General features: G+C 66.9%; 22 protein-coding genes and 1 tRNA gene. 16 read left to right on the top strand and 7 right to left on the bottom strand.

From position 1 onward, the window contains the following. Window positions 1-3 precede the first annotated feature (3 nt). Window positions 4-1,005 (bottom strand): SRPBCC family protein, encoded by a 1,002-nt coding sequence (locus IE243_RS12215; protein WP_191319676.1) that lies wholly within the window; start codon window positions 1,003-1,005, stop codon window positions 4-6. A 294-nt stretch (window positions 1,006-1,299) separates the two neighbouring features. Between IE243_RS12215 and IE243_RS12220 the strand changes: the two genes are divergently transcribed. Then, entirely contained in the window at window positions 1,300-1,974 is a 675-nt protein-coding gene (locus tag IE243_RS12220; RefSeq protein ID WP_191319677.1) for a GntR family transcriptional regulator, read from the top strand. A gap of 22 nt (window positions 1,975-1,996) precedes the next feature. Here IE243_RS12220 and IE243_RS12225 read toward each other — a convergent pair whose 3' ends face one another. Then, entirely contained in the window at window positions 1,997-3,100 is a 1,104-nt protein-coding gene (locus tag IE243_RS12225; RefSeq protein WP_191319678.1) for a 2'-deoxycytidine 5'-triphosphate deaminase, read from the bottom strand. A gap of 105 nt (window positions 3,101-3,205) precedes the next feature. Between IE243_RS12225 and IE243_RS12230 the strand changes: the two genes are divergently transcribed. After that, window positions 3,206-3,619, top strand: coding sequence for a DUF952 domain-containing protein (locus IE243_RS12230; protein ID WP_191319679.1), 414 nt, complete (start codon window positions 3,206-3,208; stop codon window positions 3,617-3,619). Between the two features lies 1 nt (window position 3,620). Continuing rightward, on the top strand, window positions 3,621-4,724 hold the full coding sequence (locus IE243_RS12235) for a quinone-dependent dihydroorotate dehydrogenase (RefSeq protein ID WP_280514594.1): 1,104 nt from the start codon (window positions 3,621-3,623) through the stop codon (window positions 4,722-4,724). A gap of 162 nt (window positions 4,725-4,886) precedes the next feature. Here IE243_RS12235 and IE243_RS12240 read toward each other — a convergent pair whose 3' ends face one another. Both IE243_RS12240 and IE243_RS12245 read right to left on the bottom strand, forming a co-directional pair. Beyond that, window positions 4,887-5,162: a DUF6460 domain-containing protein gene (locus IE243_RS12240; protein ID WP_191319681.1), complete on the bottom strand. Its 276-nt coding sequence runs from the start codon at window positions 5,160-5,162 to the stop codon at window positions 4,887-4,889. A gap of 56 nt (window positions 5,163-5,218) precedes the next feature. Further along, a complete protein-coding gene (locus IE243_RS12245; RefSeq protein WP_191319682.1) occupies window positions 5,219-5,914 on the bottom strand; it encodes a LuxR C-terminal-related transcriptional regulator in 696 nt (231 codons plus the stop codon). A 258-nt stretch (window positions 5,915-6,172) separates the two neighbouring features. Here IE243_RS12245 and sugE point away from each other — a divergent pair, with 258 nt between their 5' ends. The 5 genes from sugE to IE243_RS12270 all read left to right on the top strand — a co-directional run bounded on the left by sugE (window position 6,173) and on the right by IE243_RS12270 (window position 10,507). Then, window positions 6,173-6,490 carry a quaternary ammonium compound efflux SMR transporter SugE gene (gene sugE, locus IE243_RS12250; RefSeq protein ID WP_191319683.1) on the top strand — a complete coding sequence of 106 codons (318 nt, stop codon included), beginning with the start codon at window positions 6,173-6,175 and terminating at the stop codon, window positions 6,488-6,490. 253 nt (window positions 6,491-6,743) lie between these two features. Next, the gene (locus IE243_RS12255; protein WP_191319684.1) at window positions 6,744-7,046 is read left to right on the top strand and encodes an alkylphosphonate utilization protein; all 303 of its coding nucleotides are present in this window, start codon (window positions 6,744-6,746) and stop codon (window positions 7,044-7,046) included. Window positions 7,047-7,487: 441 nt separating this feature from the next. Continuing rightward, window positions 7,488-8,453, top strand: coding sequence for a Bug family tripartite tricarboxylate transporter substrate binding protein (locus tag IE243_RS12260; RefSeq protein WP_191319685.1), 966 nt, complete (start codon window positions 7,488-7,490; stop codon window positions 8,451-8,453). Window positions 8,454-8,462: 9 nt separating this feature from the next. Beyond that, a complete protein-coding gene (locus IE243_RS12265; RefSeq protein WP_191319686.1) occupies window positions 8,463-8,981 on the top strand; it encodes a tripartite tricarboxylate transporter TctB family protein in 519 nt (172 codons plus the stop codon). After that, the gene (locus IE243_RS12270) at window positions 8,981-10,507 is read left to right on the top strand and encodes a tripartite tricarboxylate transporter permease (RefSeq protein WP_191319687.1); all 1,527 of its coding nucleotides are present in this window, start codon (window positions 8,981-8,983) and stop codon (window positions 10,505-10,507) included. Before IE243_RS12265 ends, IE243_RS12270 begins: the two co-directional genes overlap by 1 nt. A 181-nt stretch (window positions 10,508-10,688) precedes the next feature. On the opposite strand, the gene IE243_RS12275 is transcribed toward IE243_RS12270, so the two are convergent. Next, window positions 10,689-11,024 carry a GIY-YIG nuclease family protein gene (locus tag IE243_RS12275; RefSeq protein WP_191319688.1) on the bottom strand — a complete coding sequence of 112 codons (336 nt, stop codon included), beginning with the start codon at window positions 11,022-11,024 and terminating at the stop codon, window positions 10,689-10,691. A gap of 108 nt (window positions 11,025-11,132) precedes the next feature. On the opposite strand from IE243_RS12275, the gene IE243_RS12280 reads away from it, so the two are divergent. Then, a complete protein-coding gene (locus tag IE243_RS12280; protein ID WP_191319689.1) occupies window positions 11,133-11,684 on the top strand; it encodes a DUF2239 family protein in 552 nt (183 codons plus the stop codon). A gap of 153 nt (window positions 11,685-11,837) precedes the next feature. On the opposite strand, the gene IE243_RS12285 is transcribed toward IE243_RS12280, so the two are convergent. Continuing rightward, window positions 11,838-12,626, bottom strand: a complete 789-nt coding sequence (locus tag IE243_RS12285) for an SDR family oxidoreductase (RefSeq protein WP_191319690.1) — start codon at window positions 12,624-12,626, stop codon at window positions 11,838-11,840. Window positions 12,627-12,765: 139 nt separating this feature from the next. Here IE243_RS12285 and IE243_RS12290 point away from each other — a divergent pair, with 139 nt between their 5' ends. Next, complete coding sequence (locus tag IE243_RS12290; protein ID WP_191319691.1) at window positions 12,766-13,698, top strand: LysR family transcriptional regulator; 933 nt, start codon at window positions 12,766-12,768, stop codon at window positions 13,696-13,698. Window positions 13,699-13,740: 42 nt separating this feature from the next. On the opposite strand, the gene IE243_RS12295 is transcribed toward IE243_RS12290, so the two are convergent. Beyond that, on the bottom strand, window positions 13,741-14,799 hold the full coding sequence (locus tag IE243_RS12295) for a PAS domain S-box protein (RefSeq protein WP_244643123.1): 1,059 nt from the start codon (window positions 14,797-14,799) through the stop codon (window positions 13,741-13,743). Between the two features lie 270 nt (window positions 14,800-15,069). Here IE243_RS12295 and IE243_RS12300 point away from each other — a divergent pair, with 270 nt between their 5' ends. The 6 genes from IE243_RS12300 (at window position 15,070) to IE243_RS12325 (ending at window position 20,253) form a co-directional block, all read left to right on the top strand. Then, window positions 15,070-15,825 carry a DUF169 domain-containing protein gene (locus IE243_RS12300; protein WP_191319692.1) on the top strand — a complete coding sequence of 252 codons (756 nt, stop codon included), beginning with the start codon at window positions 15,070-15,072 and terminating at the stop codon, window positions 15,823-15,825. 174 nt (window positions 15,826-15,999) lie between these two features. Continuing rightward, window positions 16,000-16,707, top strand: a complete 708-nt coding sequence (locus IE243_RS12305) for a phosphatase PAP2 family protein (RefSeq protein WP_191319693.1) — start codon at window positions 16,000-16,002, stop codon at window positions 16,705-16,707. A gap of 75 nt (window positions 16,708-16,782) precedes the next feature. Further along, complete coding sequence (locus IE243_RS12310; protein WP_191319694.1) at window positions 16,783-17,025, top strand: zinc-finger domain-containing protein; 243 nt, start codon at window positions 16,783-16,785, stop codon at window positions 17,023-17,025. A 236-nt stretch (window positions 17,026-17,261) separates the two neighbouring features. After that, window positions 17,262-18,506, top strand: a complete 1,245-nt coding sequence (locus IE243_RS12315; protein ID WP_191319695.1) for an FAD-dependent monooxygenase — start codon at window positions 17,262-17,264, stop codon at window positions 18,504-18,506. A gap of 217 nt (window positions 18,507-18,723) precedes the next feature. Continuing rightward, window positions 18,724-18,808 (top strand) — tRNA-Leu (locus IE243_RS12320). A 248-nt stretch (window positions 18,809-19,056) separates the two neighbouring features. Next, window positions 19,057-20,253 carry a CaiB/BaiF CoA transferase family protein gene (locus IE243_RS12325; protein ID WP_244643124.1) on the top strand — a complete coding sequence of 399 codons (1,197 nt, stop codon included), beginning with the start codon at window positions 19,057-19,059 and terminating at the stop codon, window positions 20,251-20,253. Window positions 20,254-20,258 lie beyond the last annotated feature (5 nt).

The following is a 20,258-nucleotide window of genomic DNA, read 5'->3' on the forward strand; positions in this document are numbered from 1 at the left end:
CTCTCAGATCGGGGTGCGCGCCACGACCCCGCTCGCGCCCTTCTCCGCCCGGGCGCGGATCACCTCCAGCACAACGCCGTGAAAATCGTTGAGAAAAATCTGCCCCCACCAGTCGCAATAGGCATTGATGGGGGTGGCCATGCGGTAGTGGGTCGACAGGGTCAACCGGGTGCGGCCGCCGGGCAACGGCTCCAGCCGGTATTCGCCGTCGGCGATTTTCAGATAGGCGCTGTCCACCTTTATGTGCGCTTCGATGGCGCGCGGGATCGATTCCGGACCGAAGCGGAATGTCCAGGACAGGGCCCGGTTCTCCTCCCAGCGGGTGACGACCTCCTGGAACGTCACGCCGCCCGTCCAGCGCAGATGGCGGACAGCGCCAACGCCATGGCCTTGCAGCCGGGCGTCGATCGGCCGGGGGACGCCGACGATGTCGTGGCTGAAGGTGCGTTTCAGTTCCTGGGGAGCGATGTGGGGAATTTCCACCGTATGGCGCCAGACCTCCTGGGGCGGCGCGGCGATCTCCATGACAGTGGTCACCTCCCCGTCCCGCTCCGGCGCCGGCAACATGGGCTCGATTGGCAGGCCTGCCAGCGGCAGCAGCACCAGCAGGCTGGCGCGGCGACGTCCGTGCAGGGTGCGCAACGCCCATGTGGCCAGGGCCGAACCGGCGGCCGAAGTCAGCATGAACACGGGCGCGGCCATGATGGCGCAAACGCCGCCCTCGCCAAACAGCAGCATGCAAAGAACGACCAGGACTGCGATAACCGCCCAGCCGATGCAGACATGCCGCCAGATGCTGCCGACGCCGCGCGGGTCGGCCAGAATGGTGGCGACGCTGGCGACGCCCATGGGCATCAGGATCAGCCCGGAGATCGCTGGCAGCGTGTCTTTGTCGCCAAACCAGACCAGCAGGTAGATGACGAGGCCATAGATCAACGCGCCGGCGACTGCGGGAATGACGCGCTCGTTCAGGCCGGGCGGAGTGGAATGGTCGGGCTGGGACACGGATTTCCGGAGGCAAGGAGGACAGGCGAATGGAGGACAGGCAAATGACGGCGGCGGGATCGTTGGAGCCGGCGACGCCCGGTTCGTCAAGTCCGCGGCGGCGCTCGTTTCCTTCCGGCGCAACATGCTCTATCCACGTGAGACGCCGGACCAGCTTGCGGTTCGGCCCCCATCAGAACGCGCGCGAGGCCCCGCCGCCGCATGCGCTTTATCCTGTTGGGTCCACGCATTTTCCTTATGAAGAACGGCGTCTTTTTCCATGAAGATCAGGCGTCGGCATTCTCCGGGCAGGCCATGACGGATACACCGCGCGACACGATCGCCACGCGCATCAGCAAGGCGCTGGCCGACCGCATCATTTCGGGCGAACTGGCGCCGGGCGCGCGGCTCCGGCAGGACCATGTGGCGGATGAGTTCGGCGCCAGCCATGTGCCTGTGCGCGAGGCGTTCCGCCGGCTTGAGGCGCAGGGGCTGGCGGTGAGCGAACCAAGGCGCGGCGTGCGCGTCGCCGGGTTCACCGTCGATGAGGTGCGCGAAGTCGCCGAAATGCGCGCGGCGCTGGAGGTGCTGGCCTTGCGCCACGCAGCGCCCAACCTCACCCCGACGATTCTCGACGCGGCCGAGGAGGCCTCACGCGCCGGCGACCGCGCCCCTGACATGCACGCTTGGGAAGAAGCCAACCGCAACTTCCACACCCTGATCCTGACGCCCTGCCGGATGCCGCGGCTGCTGGCGGCCATCGACGACCTGCACCTGGCCAGCGCCCGCTTCCTGTTTTCCGGCTGGCGTTCGGAATGGGAGGCGCCGACCGACCGCGACCACCGCGCCATTCTCGCCGCCCTGCGCGCCGGTCATGTGGAGCTTGCCGCCGCCATTCTGGCGCGCCATGTCCAATGGGTCGGCCCGCGCGGCGCCCGCGCCGCATTGCCCCGCAAGGCGAAGCCTGGCGGGGCAGCCCCGGGCCGGTGAATTTTTCCGGAAGTGCGAAACTTTACCGGAAGTGTTTGGATAGCTTGAGGCTTTGCCCCTGGTAGTTGGATCCGCCCTCGCCATAGAGGGTTGCCGGGCGTTGCTGCATGCGTTCATAAACCAGGCGACCGACGATCTGGCCGTCCTCAATGATGAACGGCACGTCGCGTGAGCGCACCTCCAGCACCGCCCGGGCGCCGACGCCGCCTGCGGCGCTATGGCCGAAGCCCGGATCGAAGAAGCCGGCGTAGTGCACGCGGAACTCCCCGACCAGCGGATCAAACGGCGTCATTTCCGCCGCGAAGTCGGGCGGAACGGTGACGGCTTCGCGCGAGGCGAGAATATAAAACTGGCCAGGATCAAGGATCAGCGCGCCAGAGCCATCGGCGTGCAGGGGCTCCCAATAATCCGCCACGGCGCAGGCGCCGACGCGGTCCACGTCCACCAGTCCGGTGAAGCGCCGGGCGCGATAGCCGATCAGCCTGTCCTCGCCAAAGCCCGAAAGATCGACGCTGACGGCGACGCCGTTCTGGAACGAAGCCGCCGTCCCGTCCACCACCGGCTCGCGCGCATGCAGCGCCGCCAGCTCCGCGTCGGTCAGGCGTGAATTGCCGGAGCGAAAGCGCACCTGGCCCAGCCGCGAGCCGGCGCGCACCAGGATTGGAAAGGTGCGCGGCGAGATCTCCGCATACAGCGGGCCGTTGTAGCCGGGTGGAATGATGTCGAACTCCTCGCCCTGGTCGGTGATCAGCCGGGTGAAGACATCAAGGCGGCCGGTGGAGCTTTTCGGGTTGGCCGAAGCGGACAGCCCCGGCGGCAACGCCAGCGCCTCCTGGATTTCGGCGATATAGACGCAGCCGGTTTCCAGCACCGCGCCCTGCTCCAGGCTGAAGCGGTGCAGTGCCAGTTGCTCCAGCCGCTCGCGCACCGGGCGACGGCCCGGCAGGAAGCTGGCCCGCACCCGCCACACCGTGGCGCCAAGCCGCAAATCAAGGCTGGCCGGCTGGACCTGGCCCGGATCAAGCGGTTGCTGGACGCGCACCACGCCGGCGTCGGCCAGTTCACGAATGGTCTGGGCCGGCAGGATGCCGACAGGCTGTTTGCTGTCCACTGTTGGCCGCCTCATCAAGATCGCCGCGCCCGCGGCCCTTCACAGGCGCATACCATGGGCGTATGCGCGCGTCACCCGCCGGCGAATCGGGCGCCGCCGCCATCACCCGGAGAAACCGCCATGACTGCGCCGCCATCATCCAGGAAACGGGCCCATGACCCGGCCCATCGCCCGCCCGGGGAGACGGCGCGAGACCATGCGCTTGCGTACAAGATCTGCCTGCGCGGCGACTGGGAAGCGGCGCAGGCCGCGGGCACATTCGCCGGCGTAGGCATTGATCTGGCCGACGGCTATATCCACCTGTCAACGGCGGAGCAGGTTGGCGAAACCGCCCGCCTGTACTTTCACGGACAGCAAAACCTGGCGTTGCTGGAGGTGGAAACGGCTGCGCTGGGGGCGGACTTGCGCTATGAGGCGAGCCGGGGCGGCGCGCTGTTTCCGCACCTTTACGTCCCCCTGCCCGTCGCCGCCGTGCGCCGGGTGTGGTTTTTGACGCTTGATGCGGCGGGCGCGCCCTCGATACCGGAGTTGTGACGTGACGTTCGGACTGTTTGAAGAGCTGGCCCGCAAGGCGATGTTCACCCTCGACCCGGAAACGGCGCATGGGGTGACCATCCGGGCCCTTACAGCCATGCCGCGCCGGACGCCGCCGCCGAACGACGCGCGCCTCGCCGTGACCGCCTTCGGGCTGGATTTTCCCAATCCGGTCGGTCTTGCCGCAGGTTTCGACAAGAACGCTGAGGTTCCCGACGCCATGCTGGGCTACGGCTTCGGTTTCGTCGAGGTCGGCACCATCACGCCGAAGCCGCAGTCCGGCAATCCAAAGCCGCGCATCTTCCGCCTGACGCATGATCGCGCTGTCATCAACCGGCTCGGCTTCAATAACGCTGGCCACGCAGCGGCGCGCGCCCGCCTGCTGGCCCGCGCCCGCGACGTCGCCGGGGCGCGCGGCCTCGTCGGCGTCAACATCGGCGCCAACAAGGACGCGACTGACCGCGCCGCCGACTATGTGGCCGGCGTGCAGGCTTTCGCCGACGTCGCCAGCTATTTCACCGTCAATATCTCCTCCCCCAACACGCCGGGCCTGCGCGATTTGCAACATGAGGCGGCGCTGGACGATCTGCTCGGCCGGGTGCTGGAGACGCGCGACGCCATCGCCGCGCGGGGCAAGACGCGCCGGCCGGTGCTGCTGAAGATCGCCCCGGACCTGTCGCTGGACGAGCTGGACGGCGTCGTCGCGGTCTGCCGCCGGCGTGGCGTCGATGGCATGATCATTTCCAACACCACCATCGCCCGCCCTGACACGCTGCGTGACCGTGATGTCGCGCAGGAACAGGGCGGCCTCTCCGGCATGCCGCTGCTTGGCCCCTCGACGCGGATGCTGGCCAACGCCTGGCTGCGGGTGGAGCGCGCCTTCCCGCTGATCGGCGTTGGCGGCGTCGACAGCCCCGACAGCGCCTGGGCCAAAATCCGGGCGGGCGCCACCCTTGTGCAGCTCTATACGGGGATGATTTACAAGGGGCCGCACGTCGCCGCCGCAATCAATCGCGGCCTCGCCGATCGTCTCGGTCGCAGCGGCGAGACCCTGGCCGCCCAGGTGGGCGCCGACGCCGCTGACGTGGCTCGGGAAGCGGCCTGAGCTGACAGAACAACAAACCCCGCATTCCTCAACGGAAGCGGGGGTTTCGCCTTTCAGAGCATCGCCGCGTGCCGTGGAGAAAAGGCGTCACATCAAAAGAGAGAACGCGTCCGGCAAGCTGGATGGCGCCGGAAGCGGAAACCGGCGCCGTCCGGGAACGAGCTATTTACGAAAATTCATGATCCGCAGGATCAGCCAGACCGGCGCAACAACCATGGCGCCATAGACGAACCACATGCCGACGTCGCCAAGAACGGCGAAACCATTGGCGATCAGGCGACGCACGAAACGCGCCACGCTCTCGTAGAGCCCGACCGGCGTGATATCCAGGAACGCCATCGCCGCGCCCACCAGCACGGACAGGAACACAAGGCGCGCCAGCACCGAGACAGGCGAGCCCCCCAGAAAACCCGAAACCCCGCCACGGCCTTCAGCCATCGATTCTTCCCTTCAAGCTCTTCAGCCTTGCCAACCCTGCGCCGGAACCCGGGCCGTTACGCCGGCGCGCCAGTTGTCCACGGCGCGGCGGCCATGCGGGCGGCGACAATCACCGCCTGCGTGCGGCTTTCCACGCCCAGCTTCTGCAGGATCGCCGAAACATGCGCCTTGATTGTGGCCTCGGAGACGTTGAGCTCGTAGGCGATCTGCTTGTTGAGCAGCCCTTCCGACAACATCATCAGCACCCGCACCTGCTGTGGCGTCAGGCTGGTCAGGCGGCGGGCGAGATCAGCCGCCTCGCGATCCGGGGCGGTTGACATGTCAACGTCCGGCGGCGTCCACGTGCCGCCAGCCAGCACCGCCGCCAGCGCCTCGCCCATGGCGTCGACCGACAGCGATTTCGGCACGAAGCCGGAGGCGCCGAACTCCATGCATTTGCGAATGACGCCCGGATCGCCGGCGCCGGACACCACCACCACCGGCACGCCCGGATGCTGGGCCCGCAGATACAACAGGCCGGAAAACCCCTGGGCGCCGGGCATGGACAGATCCAGCAGCACCACATCCGGGTCATCGCCGCCGTTCATCGCCGCTGTAGTCGCGGCGAAATCACCTGCCTCGACGATCTCCGCCTGGGGCAATATCCGCGCGATCGCCTGCCGCAATGCGCCCCGGAACAGGGGGTGATCGTCGGCAATGACAATGCGTGACGTAGTCTGCTCGATCACGGGTTGGCTCTTTAAGCTGGTCATCGCGGGCATACGGGCCTGACCCATATTCTGGAAACAGACGCGCGTGATGCCTGTCTAGCACGACCGGGCGCCATCACGCCAACCCCACGCGACCATGTCGGGCGGCGGGCGGCGCCGTTGGCTTGACCATCCGCCCCCCATGCGTCACAGAAAGCGCGTTGCAATCTCCGGGGCCACGCCTCCGGCCCCGCGCCCGGTTGCATGGCGTTCGCGGGGGAAAAAGCCCGGGACGGCCCGGCCCTTTGACAGGAGGGGCCAATGGCCTGGGCGTATCTTTTTGTCGCCGGACTGCTTGAGATTGTGTGGGCTTTTTCGATGAAAGCCTCGCACGGCTTCAGCCGGCTCACCCCCAGCATCATCACCATCGTCGCCATGATCGCCAGCTTCACGCTGCTGGCCTGGGCCATGCGGACGCTGCCGCTTGGAACCGCCTATATGGTCTGGACTGGCATCGGCGCGGCTGGCGCCTTCATCGTCGGCGTGCTGTTCCTCGGCGAAAGCCTCACGCCGATGCGCCTGCTCGCCGCCGGGCTGGTGCTGTCCGGGCTGGTGCTGATGAAGCTGGCGGAAGGCTAGGGACCGCCCCCGGGACAGACCCGGTCTGAACCCCGCGCGCTATATTTCCCGAACAACCTGAGCAATCTGGCCCTGACTCAGGCTCGTCGGGGCCAGGAAACCATTATCAGTTCGCCTTTGGGGAAAGGCGGACGGGCGACAGCCTCCACTCCGATATTACATCCCAAAATTGGACAATACGCCGCGAACGTGGTTTGCCCTGCATGAGGACGCCTTCCCGATGCGGAAAGCAGCAAGCAAACCGGAGGCCGCCATGTCAGGCGATGAATACGTTTATGATGAAGCGACGGGCGAATGGATCAGCCCGGACGAAGCGGCGACCCGCGCCCCTGCGGGCGGCGGTCGTGTGGTGCGTGATTCCGCCGGCAATGAACTGTCTGATGGCGACAGCGTCATCCTGATCAAGGACCTGAAGGTCAAGGGCGCCAACCAGACCCTGCGCCGGGGCACGGTGATCAAAGCCATTCGCCTGACCGACGACGACCAGGAAATCGACTGCCGGTACGAGGGAATTCGCGGCCTGGTGCTGCGCGCCGAATTCGTCAAGAAGCGCTGACCTTCCTGCGTCAGTTGTTGCAGCGAAATCCGCTCACCCTGAACCGGGGTTTCGCTCCAGCGCTACGGCATGGCGCCTTGCTGGCGCCCGCCGGCAGCGCTCCGGTCGCCAGATGTTAACGTGGAAACGCTGCGCGGATGTCCGCCCACGGTGGTTCTGCGCTGGCTGGGGCGGCCCGCCAATGTCTGGCGACGGGCGGAATAATAGTTCCGCCGGACAGATTTCCGCATGTCCGCAGTTATGAAGGCATGCGCAAGAAGCATGCGGGATCAATTCACACTCGCAAGAAATAGCTTCATATGCATTGCGCGCAAGTGCTGGCCAGTCCCGCCGCCTGTTTTGGAAAATTCCTGACAAACCCGTGTGTTGACGGGGTTTATGCGCGCCTGTAACCTCAAAAAATTATATTAAATAACAAATAAACATCTGGGAGAGGAAACAATGATCCGGATACCGGCTCTGAAAGTGCTGGCGGCCGCCGCTGGCGTCTGCCTGCTTGGCGCATTGACTGCGCACGCCGCCGATGACTGGCCGCGCAAGGAAATTACCCTCATCAACAATTATCCGCCCGGCTCGGCCACCGAGCTGACGGCGCGCGCCATTGCCCGCAGCATCGAAAAAACCATCGGCAAGCCGGTTATCATCAAGGCCGTTCCCGGCGGCGCCGGCCAGCTCGGGCCGGCGGAACTCGCCCGCAGCGCGCCCGATGGCTACACCATCGGCCTGGTGGGGTCGTCATCCTATCTGACCGCGCCGCACATGATGGACCTGCCGTTTGATCCCTGGAAATCCTTCGATCTGATCGCCCAGGCCGCCGAGCTGCGCTACGGCGTCGGCGTACGCAAGGATTCACCGATCAAAAGCGTTCAGGACATCGTCGACCAGTCGAAGAAAAAGCGCCTGACTTACAGCTCCACCAGCCCCAACAACGTGCTGCCGCTGTTCCAGATGGCAAAACTGAATGGCGCCAATCTGCGCTGGGTAACGTTCGCAGGCGGCGCTGAATCCGTGCTTCAGGCGGTCGGCGGCCACGTCGACCTGACCCTGCAAAGCGCGACGGAAATGAAGCCGCAGATCGACGCCGGCAATTTGCGCCTGCTCGCTTCAACCTCGCCGGAGCGTTGGCCTGATTATCCCGACGTCAAGACCCTGCGCGAGCTTGGCTTTGACTACATCAGCTTCGGCCCGATGGGTTACGCCTTCCCCAAGGGCGTCGACCCCAAGGTGCGCGACAAAATGGAGAAAGCCTTCGAGATCGCCCTGAAGGACCCGGAGGTGCAGGACCAGCTCAAGAAACTTGGCGTCGCGCCCTCCTACCGCACCGGGGCCGAATTCTATGATCATATGAAGAAGATGGAGCCGCTGTTCATCCAGATACTGACCGAAGCCGGCATGAAAACCCGGTGAGGCGCAGGGATGACCATCTCCGGAGCGCGATGGACCGCGCTCGGCCTGTTCTGCGCCGCGGCGGCGGCGCTCTGGCAGGCAACGAAACTGTCGCGCTGGGGTTTTGACGGCCCGGGTCCGGGCCTCTATCCCCAGGTCATCGCGACGATCTGCATGGCGCTGGCGTTGCTGGTGCTGGCGCTGGACAAGGGCGACCCGGCCCCCGTGGCCACAGACGACGACGAGGCCGTGGCGCGCTACGACATGGCCGGCCCCCAGGAGCGCCGCACCTTTCACCTTTATTTGCTGGCCCTGGCCGTGCTGGTGGCGGGCAGCTGGTTCGCCGGCTTCATCGTCACCTCGCTGGCCGTGACCATCATCTCCATGCGCTTTGCCGAAGGAGTGAGCTGGCGGGCGACCCTGATCACCGCCGCCGTCATCGCCCTGTCGGGCGTCATCCTGTTCGGCTGGCTGTTGCAGGTCAGCCTGCCGGAAGGCCCGGCCGATCTGGCGTTCCGCGCCCTGCTACGACACGGAGGGCTGCTGTAATGGAGGGGCTGCTTGGCGGTTTCGCCACCGTCTTCCAGCCGGCGACGCTGATGTACTGCTTCATCGGCGTGTTTCTCGGCACCGTCGTCGGCATCCTGCCTGGCCTCGGTCCGCTCACCACCATCGCCCTGCTGTTGCCCATCACCTACAAGATGGACGTCACCTCGGCCATCATCATGCTGTCGGGCATTTATTATGGCGTGGCCTACGGCGGCACCATCACGTCAGTGCTGATGCGCATACCCGGCGAGGCCTCGTCCGTCGTCACCTGCCTTGATGGCTATGAGATGGCGCGCAAGGGCCGCGCCGGCGCGGCGCTGGGCATCGCCGCCATCGGCTCGTTCGTCGCCGGCACCATCGGCGTCGTCGCGGTTTCCTACCTGTCGCCGCCGCTGTCGCGTTGGGTGCTGGCTTTCGGGCCGGCGGAATACGCCATGGTGATGCTGGCGGGCCTGTCGCTGGTCACCTACTTCTCCAGCGGCTCGCGGCTCAAGGCGCTGCTGATGGCCGGTTTCGGCCTGTTGCTGGGCACTGTCGGCTCCGATCCGCTGGCGGCGACGCCGCGCCTGACCTTCGGCGTGTTCCATCTCACCGGCGGCATCGATCTGGCGCCGCTGGCCATCGGCCTGTTCGGCATCTCCGAAGTGCTGTCGATGGTGCTGCGCAAGAAAGAAAAGATGCAGGTGCTGGCGCCGCCATCCTCGCTGCTCGGCTTCATGCCAAACCGGGAGGAAGCGCGGCGCTCGGTCGGGCCCGTGGCGCGCGGCACGGTGTTGGGCTTCATCGTCGGCCTCATTCCCGGCGGCGGCGCGGTGCTGGCCACCTTCCTGTCCTATGCCGTGGAAAAGAAGCTGTCGAAGCATCCCGAGCAATTCGGCAAGGGCGCCGTCGAGGGTCTCGCGGGACCGGAGTCCGCCAACAATTCGGGAACGGCTGGCGCGTTCGTGCCGCTGCTGTGCATGGGCGTGCCGGCCAACGCCATCACGGCGCTGCTGCTCGGCGCCTTCATGATCCACGGCGTTGCGCCTGGCCCGACGATCATGGAGCGGCAGCCGGAGCTGTTCTGGGGCGTGATCGCCAGCATGTACGTGGGCAACGTCATGCTGCTGATCCTCAACCTGCCGCTGGTGGGGCTGTTCGTGAAAATCCTCGACGTGCCCCGCGCCTGGCTGGCGCCGATCATCCTTACCGTCTGCCTGATCGGCGTCTACTCCACCAACAGCGCCGCCATGGACGTGCTGCTCGCCGTGATGTTTGGCGTCATCGGCTACATCCTGCGGCGCTATGGCTACGATCTGGGCATCGTCATTCTCGCCTATGTGCTGGGCGTGATCTTCGAACGCTCGGTGCGCCAGGCGCTGGCGATCTCGGACGGCGACCTGGGCATCTTCGTTTCCAGCCCGCTGACCATCACCTTCGCGGTGATCACCGCCGTGTTGGTGGGCCTGGCCTTCGTGCCCAGAAAGCGCGCGCCAGGGCCAGCGGACGCCGCCATCGCCGCGGCGGAAGTCTCGCAGGTCAAATAAACGGGCCGGAAACGTCCAGCGTGGACACGACAGGGCGGCGCGCTCCTTCCGGGGGGCGCGCCGCCCTGTCGCTGGCGCACTTCCAGTGAAATCCGGCCGGCTGGAGGGTCCATCTCTTTCTGGTATTCATGCATTTCTTTCACGAAAGTGGATTGCACTTTTCGTTAAAATGCTTTTCGTATCAAAGCGGTATCCCGGCGATCTGCGCCCGCCAGAACGCCGCGCGCTCCTTCAACTGCGCGTCGCGCGCCCAGTTCTCGTCGCATGGCTCCAGCCGCTCCAGCACCTCGAATGTAAAGGCGTCGGCGCCATGCGCCCGCCACGCCGCCTGCAGGGTCCGGTTCGGGTGGGCGCCCTGGCCGAGTGTAAACCAGATGCGGTTCTTCACGCGGTCCACGTCCGGCCAGCCGCTGATCCACGCCTCGCCGCTCGCAGCGCATCGCACCGCGAAAATTCCGGCGTCGACATCGCGTTTCTTCCAGGCCTCGATCGCCTGCTTCCTGTCCTGTGCGCTCATGCCGTCGCCTCCTGTCGCCGCATCATGCCCGCTCCGGGTGAAAGCGGCCTTGCGTTCTATTATTATACGGGTATAAATAGCGCAATATTTTTATCTGGGTAAAATTTGATGAGCGATGACAGCGAGAATTCGTGCACGGCGTTCGCCGGCCCCCGCCTGCTCTGCGCCGGCCCGCTGCCCGAGGTGGCGGCGCGGGTTCGCGAGGCATGGCGGACCAACCCGGCGGAAACCGTACTGACCTTCAGCGACAGCACGGGAAAGCTGGTGGACATCGACCCGCGCGGCGACGGCGACATCGCCAGCGAAGCGCCGAAACGCGGGCGCGGCCGGCCGAAGCTCGGGGTGGAGCCGCGCGAGGTGACGCTGCTGCCGCGCCATTGGGACTGGCTGGCGCGTCAGCCAGGCGGGGCCTCCGCCACCCTGCGCCGGCTGGTCGACGCCGCGCGCAAACAGGCTGGCGCCAGCGACGATGCGCGGGCGCGGCGCGAGGCGGCCTATGCGTTCATGAGCGCCATGGCCGGCGATCTGCCAGAGTATGAGGAAGCGATCCGCGCCCTGTTCGCCGGCAATGAGGCCGGGCTGCGGGCGCGCAGCAGCGGCTGGCCAGCGGACATCGCCGCGCACGCCCTGCGCCTCGCCGGCCATGACGCCGGCCCCTGAGCCTGGAGGAAATCCGTTCATCCTGCCGCGGATTTTCGCTCCATGCCTTTCAACTGCCCGCCTCAACGCCAACCGGCGTCCCCATCGCGGCGGGACGCCTGAGGCGTCTGCCCCATGCAGGCGCCAGCCTCCAGTGGAGCACCCGGCGTCGGGCTATTTCGTCGTGTAGCCGCCGTTCACCAAAATCGTCTGGCCGGTCATCCACCAGCCGTCCGAAACGAGGAAACGGATCCACGGCGCAATGTCTTCGATATGGGTCAGCCCGGTCGGAGTGAATTTCGACAGGGCGGCGGCGGTCTTGTGATAGGCCACCGCGTCTGCCCCCTCGGCCGGGTAGAAGAACGGCGTATCCATGGGGCCGGGGCCGATGGCGGTCACCGAGATTCCGCGCTCGCCAAACTCTTTCGAGGCTGCCCGGGTGAAGTGCTCCACCGGCGCCTTGGTTCCGGCGTAGCTGGAATAGAACGGCGTGTAGGCGCCGAGCAGCGACGTCACCAGCGTGCAGATCTTGCCATTGTCATTCACATGCCGGCCTGCTTCCTTCAGAAAGAAGAAGGCTGCCTTGGCGTTGACGTCGCTCATCCCGTCATATTCAGCCTCGGTGATCTCCACCATTGGCTTCTTCAGCACCTTGCCGACCGTGTTGATGGCGATGTCCGGACGCCCCACCGCTGCGACAGCATCGGCGAACAGTTTCGCCACCGCGTCGGCGGTCGTCAGATCCGCCTGCAACGCCACCGCTTGCGCGCCTGCCGCGCGCACCTCCGCCACGGTGGCGTCCGCATCCGGCCTTGAACTGGCGCTGTTGTAATGGATGACGATGGCCCGCGCGCCATGCGCCGCCAGATCGCGGGCGACAAGTCCGCCCAAGTTCTTGGCGCCGCCAGCGATGAGGACGGTTTTCCCGCGAATGCCGTGATCTGTCGTTGCAGAACTGGTCATGACCCGGTCTCCAGACAATGCGCGGCCGCGTCGCGCCGCCGCTTCCCTGATCACAACCTAAGCGTCCGCATTGTCAGATAAACCTGTCCATTCTGACATCAGCTGTCAGAATGGACGAACAATCTGAACGGAGGCGCCCGTGGACCGCATCGACCGGTTCCGCATTTTTACCCGGGTGGTTGAGGCTGGCGGCTTCATGCGGGCGGCGCAATCGCTTGGCCTGCCGCGCTCTTCCGTTTCCGCCGCCGTGCTCGGACTGGAAGCGCGTCTCGGCGCGCGTCTGCTGCACCGCACCACACGAAAGGTCTCGCTGACCCAGGACGGGCGAATTTTTTACGAACGCTGCCTGCAACTGCTGGCGGACGTGGCCGAAGTGGAAGACCTGTTCCGGCCGTCCGCCGCCGGACCCACTGGCACATTGCGGATTGACGCGCCAGGCCGCATTGGCCGTCTGGTGATTGCCCCCGCCCTTCCCGAATTTCTGGACCGCTATCCTGGCGTCAACATCGAACTGGGCGTCACCGACCGGGCGGTGGACCTGATCGCCGACAGCGTCGATTGCGTCGTCCGGGTCGGCCCGCAGCGTGACTCCGGTCTTGTCGCCCGCCCCATTGGCGAGTTGCCGCTGGTCAATGTGGCGAGCCCGGCATATCTGGCGCGTCATGGCGTTCCGGAGACGCCGGCCGACCTGGAAAATCACTTCGCGGTGAATTACGCCTCGCCATCGGGCGGTCGCGTGGAGCCGTGGGAGTGGATCGACAATGGCGTCGGGCGCGTCCGCCCCATGGCGGCGCGCGTCACCGTCAACAACGCCGAGGCTTCCATAGCCTGCTGCCTGGCGGGCCTCGGGTTGATCCAGATTCCGGCCTATGACGTGGCGCGTTGCCTGGAGACGGGCGAGTTGGTCGAGGTGATGCCGGCCTGGCGGCCCGCCCCCTTGCCCATCATGCTGCTTTATCCCGACCGACGTCACGCGCCGCATCGCCTGCGGCTGTTTGCGGACTGGCTCGTGGCGTTGCTCAGGCAGCAGACGCTGCCGCCCCCAGCTTCGCCGCGGACGACGCGCCCCTGACAGGCTGGCAAACGCGGCTTCGCTTCAACGCGGGCATGATCGTTAACTGGCCAGCTTCTCCGCCGGGGCCTCAATGGTTATGGCCAGGCCGGTCGCCTGCCAGTCGCGCGTGACCCTGGCGCCAAGCGCCACGGCCAACCCCTGTTCAAGGCGGCTGCCAAAACCGGCGGCTCCCCGGGTCTCCGCGACAGGCCCGCCCTGCTCGCGCCACAACAGGCGCACCACATCGGCCGCCACGACGATCTGCAGGTTGAGGAAGCCCACGGGCGTGGACAGCGCGCCATATTTGGCCGCATTGGTGGCCAGCTCGTGCAACAGGAGCGCAAGGTTTGTCAGGGCCCTGGGGCCGACAGGCGGGTTGTCGCCCGAAACGACAATGCGGTCAGCGCTCTGATAGGGCTCCAGAATGATCTGGAGAAGGGACTGCAGATCGGTGGCGCTTTTTTCCCGCCCGTCGTCTCGCCAGGCCGTCATGGTGATGTCGTGCGCGCGGGCGAGCGCGGCCAGGCGCGCCTGGATGATTTGCGGAGCCTCGGCCGGATCGCGCGCGGAGCGCACGCTGAAGGATACGATCGCCGTGGCGAGGGCAAACAGGTTCTTCACCCGGTGATGCATCTCCCCCAGCAGCAACTGCTGCTGCTCCTGGGCCATCCGCCGCTCGGTGATGTCGCGGGCGATCTTGGATGCGCCGACAATGGCCCCATGCCGGTTGCGAATGGGCGAAATCGTCAGGGAAATATCGACAAGCGTTCCATCCTTGCGGCGGCGCACCGTTTCGAAGTGCTCGAAGCGCTCGCCAGCGCGGATGCCGGCCAGGATGCGCGGCTCCTCGTCCAGGCGGTCCTCCGGGATCAGCATGGTCACGGGTCGGCCGACGGCTTCTTCAGGGGTGTAGCCGAACAGGCGCGTCGCGCCGCCGTTCCAGCTGCGGATCACCCCGTCGAGATCCTTGCTGATGATGGCGTCGTCCGACCCCTCGATGATCCCGGCGAGCCAGTCGCGCGGGTCTGGCGCGTCGGGCTGGTCGCTCCCGTCGGTGAACAGCGTCGGCGCGTAGCGCATGGCGCGCAAGGTCAGCCCACCGGCGTCCGTGTGCGCCATTCCCTTTGCCGGATCCGCCATGCCAGAGCCCTTTCGTGGTTTTATTGCTCCGGCCGGTTTCCGTGCTCCGGCCTTCAGGGCCGACATTGCCACAGGGGCTGCGGAGGCGCGATGCCTAAAAATGCGCGACAGCTTTTGGCATGCAGCCAGGACACGGCTATCCGCCGTCCGGCGCCGTCAAAACACAGGCCCCGGGAGCCTGCTGTTGACGCGCAGTCTGAAACCGTTCCAGGCTTGCCGGAAACGGGAGACAACGCGGGGAGGCGACACATGGGCGACATCATCACGCTGGCGGCTGATCTGGAGCGACTGCTGAAACTGCGCAGCAATGTGTTTGGCATGCAGATGTTCGAGCGACGCGAGGATATGGAAGCGATTCCACGCATCCGCCGCCCCAAGGCGGTGCACGCCCTCGACCAGCTCGTCGGCCAGGCGGCGCGCCTTGGCTGGACTGTCGGGGTGACGGCCGAAGATCTGGTTGGCGCCCAGTGCCGCGCCGTGGTTGGCCTTGGCGGCGCCAAGACCGACGAATGGCGCTCCGGCCGTCACATGCAGGGCGTCTGGTTCGAAACCGAGGCCGACAGTTCCGCTCACCAGGCCGCCATGCATTGCGTGCCGGACGGCCGCTATGAAGCGCTCGCTGTCGGGCCATTGTCGTCGGGGCGGCTGGCCAACCCGGATATCGTGCTGTTCTACGCCACCCCCGGCGCCATGATGTATCTGATCAACGGCATGCAATGGTCTGGATACAAGCGCTTCGACTGGAGCGTCGTCGGCGAAAGCGCCTGCGCCGACTCCTGGGGGCGGGCGTTGACCACCCGCCAGCCCAGCCTGTCGATCCCCTGCTTCGCCGAGCGGCGTTATGGCGGCGTGGAAGACAATGAGATGCTGATGGCGTCGCCGCCGGAGCCGATGGAAGCGGCGGTGCGCGGCATGAACGCGCTCGCCAGGAACGGCTTTCGCTACCCCTTCCCGCAATATGGCATCCAGCAGGACGTCCGGGCCGGCATGGCGGTGAGCTACTGACGACATTTCGGGCCGGACCGTTTTCGCCGCATTCGGCTGCATAAGTCGGCGGCGGCGCCTGCCCGCGCCGTCCTGACAGGAGGCCTTCCGAATGTTGCCGCTCCTGTCACGGAAACATTCCGCCGCGCGGGCAACGGCGCCGCTCCAGACATCTTGCCCGCGAAAGGTCGCCGTTTGCACCAGCCCCACAATCCTGGCCGCCGCGGCGGCGGTCTCGCCCTGTCCGCCGCCGGCCTGCTCCTCGTCAGCTTTCTGATCGGCTGGCTGGCGCTCGGCGGCGCCAGCGTCACGTGGGAGGCGGGCATTCTGCGGGCGCTCCGCCAGCCGGACAATCCTGCCCTGGGCGTGGGTCCGTCGGGAACCGCGGTCGGGTTCTGGCTGGTTTCGTTCCTCGGGTCCTACGCCTGGCTTTCGGCCATGGCGGCCGCCGGCTGCGCCTTTCTGGCGGCGACCGGCCGGCGCCGTCTTGCGCTTGCCGTGCTGTGCGCCGTGGCCAGCGCCATCCTGGCCGCGCTGGCGTTGAAGGTGCTGGCGGGGCGCCCCCGTCCCGAAGTGGTTCCGCATCTTGGCGGTTTTACCGGCGCCAGCTTTCCCAGCAGCCACGCCATGCTCAGCATCGCCGTTTACGGAACGCTGGCCGTCGCCCTCGCCGCCAGCCGCACGTCGCGCTGGCTGGCGTGCCTTGCAGCCATTGCGCTCGCCGCCGTCATCGGTTTTTCCCGCCTGTATCTGGGCGTGCACTGGCCAACCGACGTCCTTGCCGGCTGGTGCCTTGGCGGCGCATGGCTCCTTGGCTTCACGTGGTTCTGCGGACCATCCGGCGCCGGTCGCGCCAGGACGCCGCCGCGCCGCGACCATGCGCCGCCACAGCAACCCGGCTGAGATGCGACGCGGGTATGGCGCATTCGCCCGGTTGCGCTTATGGTGCGCGCCGGTTCGATGAACAGGGATGCAGCTATGGCCGACCACGGGACGCCACACTTCCAGAACGACGCCGGCGTTCAGGTGATCGAGGTCGGTTCGCGCGAATTCATGTGCATTGGCGCCCGGCCGCCATTCGATCACCCGCACATCTTTATCGACATGGGCGGCGAGAACGAAGCGGTGTGCAGCTATTGCTCCACCCTTTACCGTTTCAATCCGGCCCTGAAGGCGGGCGCCTGTCTGCCGAAGGAATGCGCCTGGGAAGCCGCCGCCTGAAGGCGCCAGCGTCCGTGTCCGCATAAACGTCCGCATAAACGACGGCGCCTTGCGGCGCCGTTTCGCATTGTCCTCCGCGCGCCGTCTCCCCTGGTTTCGACGCAATTCCAGGCACAGAACGGGCCGCGTTGCATTTTTCCGCGAGGCAGCCATAGCCGGACGGACCATGCGTCAGACCACGCGGGCAGAGCACGATCCGGCCCGGCCGGATCGCCCGGTTCCCGAACGGAAGATTCATGACCCGTTCCGCACATCAGGGCGTCGGTTCCGCCATTATTGCCGGCGCCGGCATTGGCGGCCTCGCCGCCGCCCTCTCCCTTCGCGATATCGGCGTCGCCAGCACGCTGGTTGAAAAGCGCACGGCGCTGAACGAAACCGGCGCCGGCATCCAGCTTTCCCCCAACGCCAGCCGCGTGCTGTTCGCCCTCGGCCTCGGCCCTGCCCTGATGCGGCAGGCGGTCGAGCCGGACGGCGTGCGGGTGCGGGCCATGCGCACAGGCGCCGAATTGTCGCGGCTGGAGCTGGGCGAGACCATGCGTCAGCGTTATGGCGCGCCGTATCTGGTGATCGCGCGCTCCGACCTCCACACCATCATGCTCGACGCCCTGCGGGCGCGAACGTCCGTGCGCATTCTCGCCGGACGCACCGCCTCCGCCGCTGGCAATCACGGCGATCAGGCCTTCCTGAGCATCGCCAACGCCGCCGGCCAGCAGGAAGACCTGCAGGCTGATCTGGTGATCGGTGCGGATGGCGTGTGGTCCCGAATCAGGGAGAGCCTCGGCGGGGCCGCGCCGCGCTACCGCGGCTATCACGCCTGGCGGGCAGTGATTCCGGCCAGCCAGCTGCCGGAGCATGTGCGCGTCACGGAAACCGGGCTTTGGCTTGGCGGCGGGCGGCACCTGGTTCATTACGGCGTCGCTGGGGGACGGGCTCTGAATGTGGTCGCCGTCATTCCCTCCCGCGAGGCGCTGCCGGACTGGAGCCACGTGGCTGACCCCGCCGTGTTGATGAACGCCTTCGCCAAGGCCGACATGCGGGTCCGCGATCTGCTGGCCGCCGGCCAGAACTGGCGCATCCACGCCTTGCATGACGCGCCGCCGCCAGCGCGCTGGAGCGACGGGCGCGTGACATTGCTGGGCGACGCCGCCCATCCGGTGCTGCCTTTCCTTGCCCAGGGCGGCGCGCTCGCCATTGAGGACGCCGCCGCGCTGGCGGCGTTGCTGGGTGAAGCCGCCGTGGCTGGCATGGCCCCGGCGCGGGCGCTGGAGATGTATGGCTCCGCCCGCCGGGCCCGCGCCATGAAGGTGCAGCAACAGGCCCGTGGCAACGGCCGCACCTATCACATGCGCGCGCCGCTCAGCCTGGCGCGCAATTTCGCCATGCGCCGGCTCGGCGGCGCCGGCGTGCTGGCCCGCTACGACTGGCTTTACGGCTGGCAGGCGCCCCAGGCTGCGTCCAGCCGCGAGACGGCACCGGGCTGACGCCCCGCCGGGTTTTCCGCCAGACAGCGGCTCTCCACGCCTGCGCCAGTTTCCCTTGCGGCGCCACGATAAATTTGGCGCGATGGGGAAAATAACGGGATGAACCGCCGCCAGACCTGCGGCGCGCGTTGAAAGCCCCGGGCGTATCCAGCATAAGCATGAAACGCGCATTGGCGCGTTTGTGCGACGCGCCAGCTCAAACCCGCGCGTCGCCTGTGCGGACGTGGCGAAATGGTAGACGCAGCAGACTTAAAATCTGCCTCTCCCTGAGAGTACGGGTTCGAGTCCCGTCGTCCGCACCACTCGCGCCAGATTGCCCTTGCCCCCGATCCCCCGAGCGGCGGCGTAATGCCTCCGTCGTCGCGCATGGCTGGCGCGCATTGGCTGCCCCAGGGGCAATTGCCGGCTGGCGGCCCGCGTGACACCTTGTGCGTCTGGCGGGAGTCGGCGGAACGCCGCGAGATCGACCGTCAGAATCACCAGACAAGATCGTCAGCGGGCGCGGCGCGCCGACCGACATGACGACATTCGACAGGGACAGGAGACGCCGGTGACACAACGACCGGACGACGCCGGGCCGCAGGGCGGCGGCATGTTCAGCGGCTTGCGCGTTCTGGACGCGGCCTCATTCGTCGCGGCGCCGGCCGCTGCGACCATTCTTTCGGATTTTGGCGCGGACGTCATCAAGATTGAACCGCCTGGCGGCGGCGACCCCATGCGCAGCTTCCATCTGGCCCCCGGGCTCACGCCGACCGAGCACGCTTATTTCTGGACGGTGCTGGCCCGCAACAAGCGCAGCGTCGCCCTGGACCTGAAACAACCCCCGGAGCAGGAAAAGCTCTACGGCCTGGTGCGTACCGCCGACGTATTCATCACCAACATGCCGCTGAAGGCGCGCGAGCGACTCGGCATTTCATGGGAGCGGCTCGCTGGCCTCAATGAGCGGCTGATCTACGCCTCGTTCACCGGCTTCGGCGAAACAGGACCCGAGAAGGACCTGGCCGCCTTCGACGCCACCGCGTGGTGGGCGCGCTCCGGCCTGATGGATCAGGTGCGACCGACCGGCGACAGCGTTCCCGCCCGCTCCACGCCAGGCATGGGCGACCACATGGGCGCCCTCGCACTCTACGGCGCTATCGTTTCGGCGCTGTACCGGCGCGAGCGCACCGGACGCGGCGCCCATGTCGGATCATCGCTGATCGCCAACGGCGCTTGGTCGAACGCCATTTCCATCCAGGGCGCGATCGCCGGCGTCGCGCCGCCGAAACCGCTTCCCCGGCTGGAAGGAACGAATCCCCTCGGCAGCCACTACCGCTGCGCTGATGAACGCTGGCTGACCCTGGCGGTGACCGCCAACCAGCAGGCGCACTGCTGGCCTGCGGTCGCCCGGGTGATCGGCAGGCCCGAACTCGCTGACGATCCGCGCCTCGCCACCATGGCGGCGCGGGCCGAACATGCAGCGGAGCTGATCGCCCTGTTCGACCAGGTTTTCGCCACCCGTCCGGCCGCGGAATGGCACGAGCTGCTGACCGGGGTGGGCGTGACCCACAGCGTCGTGGCGCATGTATTTGACGCGGTGCACGACGAGCAGATGCTGGCCGCCGGCGTGCTGACGCCGATGCACGGGCTTGACGGCGCGGCGCTGACTGTCGACAGCCCGATGTGGATCTCCGGCGAGGCCAAACGGTCGCCAGCGCCGCCGCCGGCCCTGGGCGCTCACAATGACGAGGTGCTGGGCGGCGGCTGATGGCG

The sequence above is a fragment of the Camelimonas fluminis genome, from assembly GCF_014656355.1.
GTDB lineage: Bacteria > Pseudomonadota > Alphaproteobacteria > Rhizobiales > Beijerinckiaceae > Camelimonas > Camelimonas fluminis.

Bases quoted from the DNA above. Each gene is read 5' to 3' on its own strand.
- IE243_RS12220 (WP_191319677.1), top strand. From the start codon at position 1,300: ATGACGGATACACCGCGCGACACGATCGCCACGCGCATCAGCAAGGCG.
- IE243_RS12225 (WP_191319678.1), bottom strand. From the start codon at position 3,100: ATGAGGCGGCCAACAGTGGACAGCAAACAGCCTGTCGGCATCCTGCCG.
- IE243_RS12230 (WP_191319679.1), top strand. From the start codon at position 3,206: ATGACTGCGCCGCCATCATCCAGGAAACGGGCCCATGACCCGGCCCAT.
- IE243_RS12240 (WP_191319681.1), bottom strand. From the start codon at position 5,162: ATGGCTGAAGGCCGTGGCGGGGTTTCGGGTTTTCTGGGGGGCTCGCCT.
- IE243_RS12245 (WP_191319682.1), bottom strand. From the start codon at position 5,914: ATGACCAGCTTAAAGAGCCAACCCGTGATCGAGCAGACTACGTCACGC.
- sugE (WP_191319683.1), top strand. From the start codon at position 6,173: ATGGCCTGGGCGTATCTTTTTGTCGCCGGACTGCTTGAGATTGTGTGG.
- IE243_RS12255 (WP_191319684.1), top strand. From the start codon at position 6,744: ATGTCAGGCGATGAATACGTTTATGATGAAGCGACGGGCGAATGGATC.
- IE243_RS12260 (WP_191319685.1), top strand. From the start codon at position 7,488: ATGATCCGGATACCGGCTCTGAAAGTGCTGGCGGCCGCCGCTGGCGTC.
- IE243_RS12265 (WP_191319686.1), top strand. From the start codon at position 8,463: ATGACCATCTCCGGAGCGCGATGGACCGCGCTCGGCCTGTTCTGCGCC.
- IE243_RS12270 (WP_191319687.1), top strand. From the start codon at position 8,981: ATGGAGGGGCTGCTTGGCGGTTTCGCCACCGTCTTCCAGCCGGCGACG.
- IE243_RS12275 (WP_191319688.1), bottom strand. From the start codon at position 11,024: ATGAGCGCACAGGACAGGAAGCAGGCGATCGAGGCCTGGAAGAAACGC.
- IE243_RS12280 (WP_191319689.1), top strand. From the start codon at position 11,133: ATGAGCGATGACAGCGAGAATTCGTGCACGGCGTTCGCCGGCCCCCGC.
- IE243_RS12285 (WP_191319690.1), bottom strand. From the start codon at position 12,626: ATGACCAGTTCTGCAACGACAGATCACGGCATTCGCGGGAAAACCGTC.
- IE243_RS12295 (WP_244643123.1), bottom strand. From the start codon at position 14,799: ATGGCGCACACGGACGCCGGTGGGCTGACCTTGCGCGCCATGCGCTAC.
- IE243_RS12300 (WP_191319692.1), top strand. From the start codon at position 15,070: ATGGGCGACATCATCACGCTGGCGGCTGATCTGGAGCGACTGCTGAAA.
- IE243_RS12310 (WP_191319694.1), top strand. From the start codon at position 16,783: ATGGCCGACCACGGGACGCCACACTTCCAGAACGACGCCGGCGTTCAG.
- IE243_RS12315 (WP_191319695.1), top strand. From the start codon at position 17,262: ATGACCCGTTCCGCACATCAGGGCGTCGGTTCCGCCATTATTGCCGGC.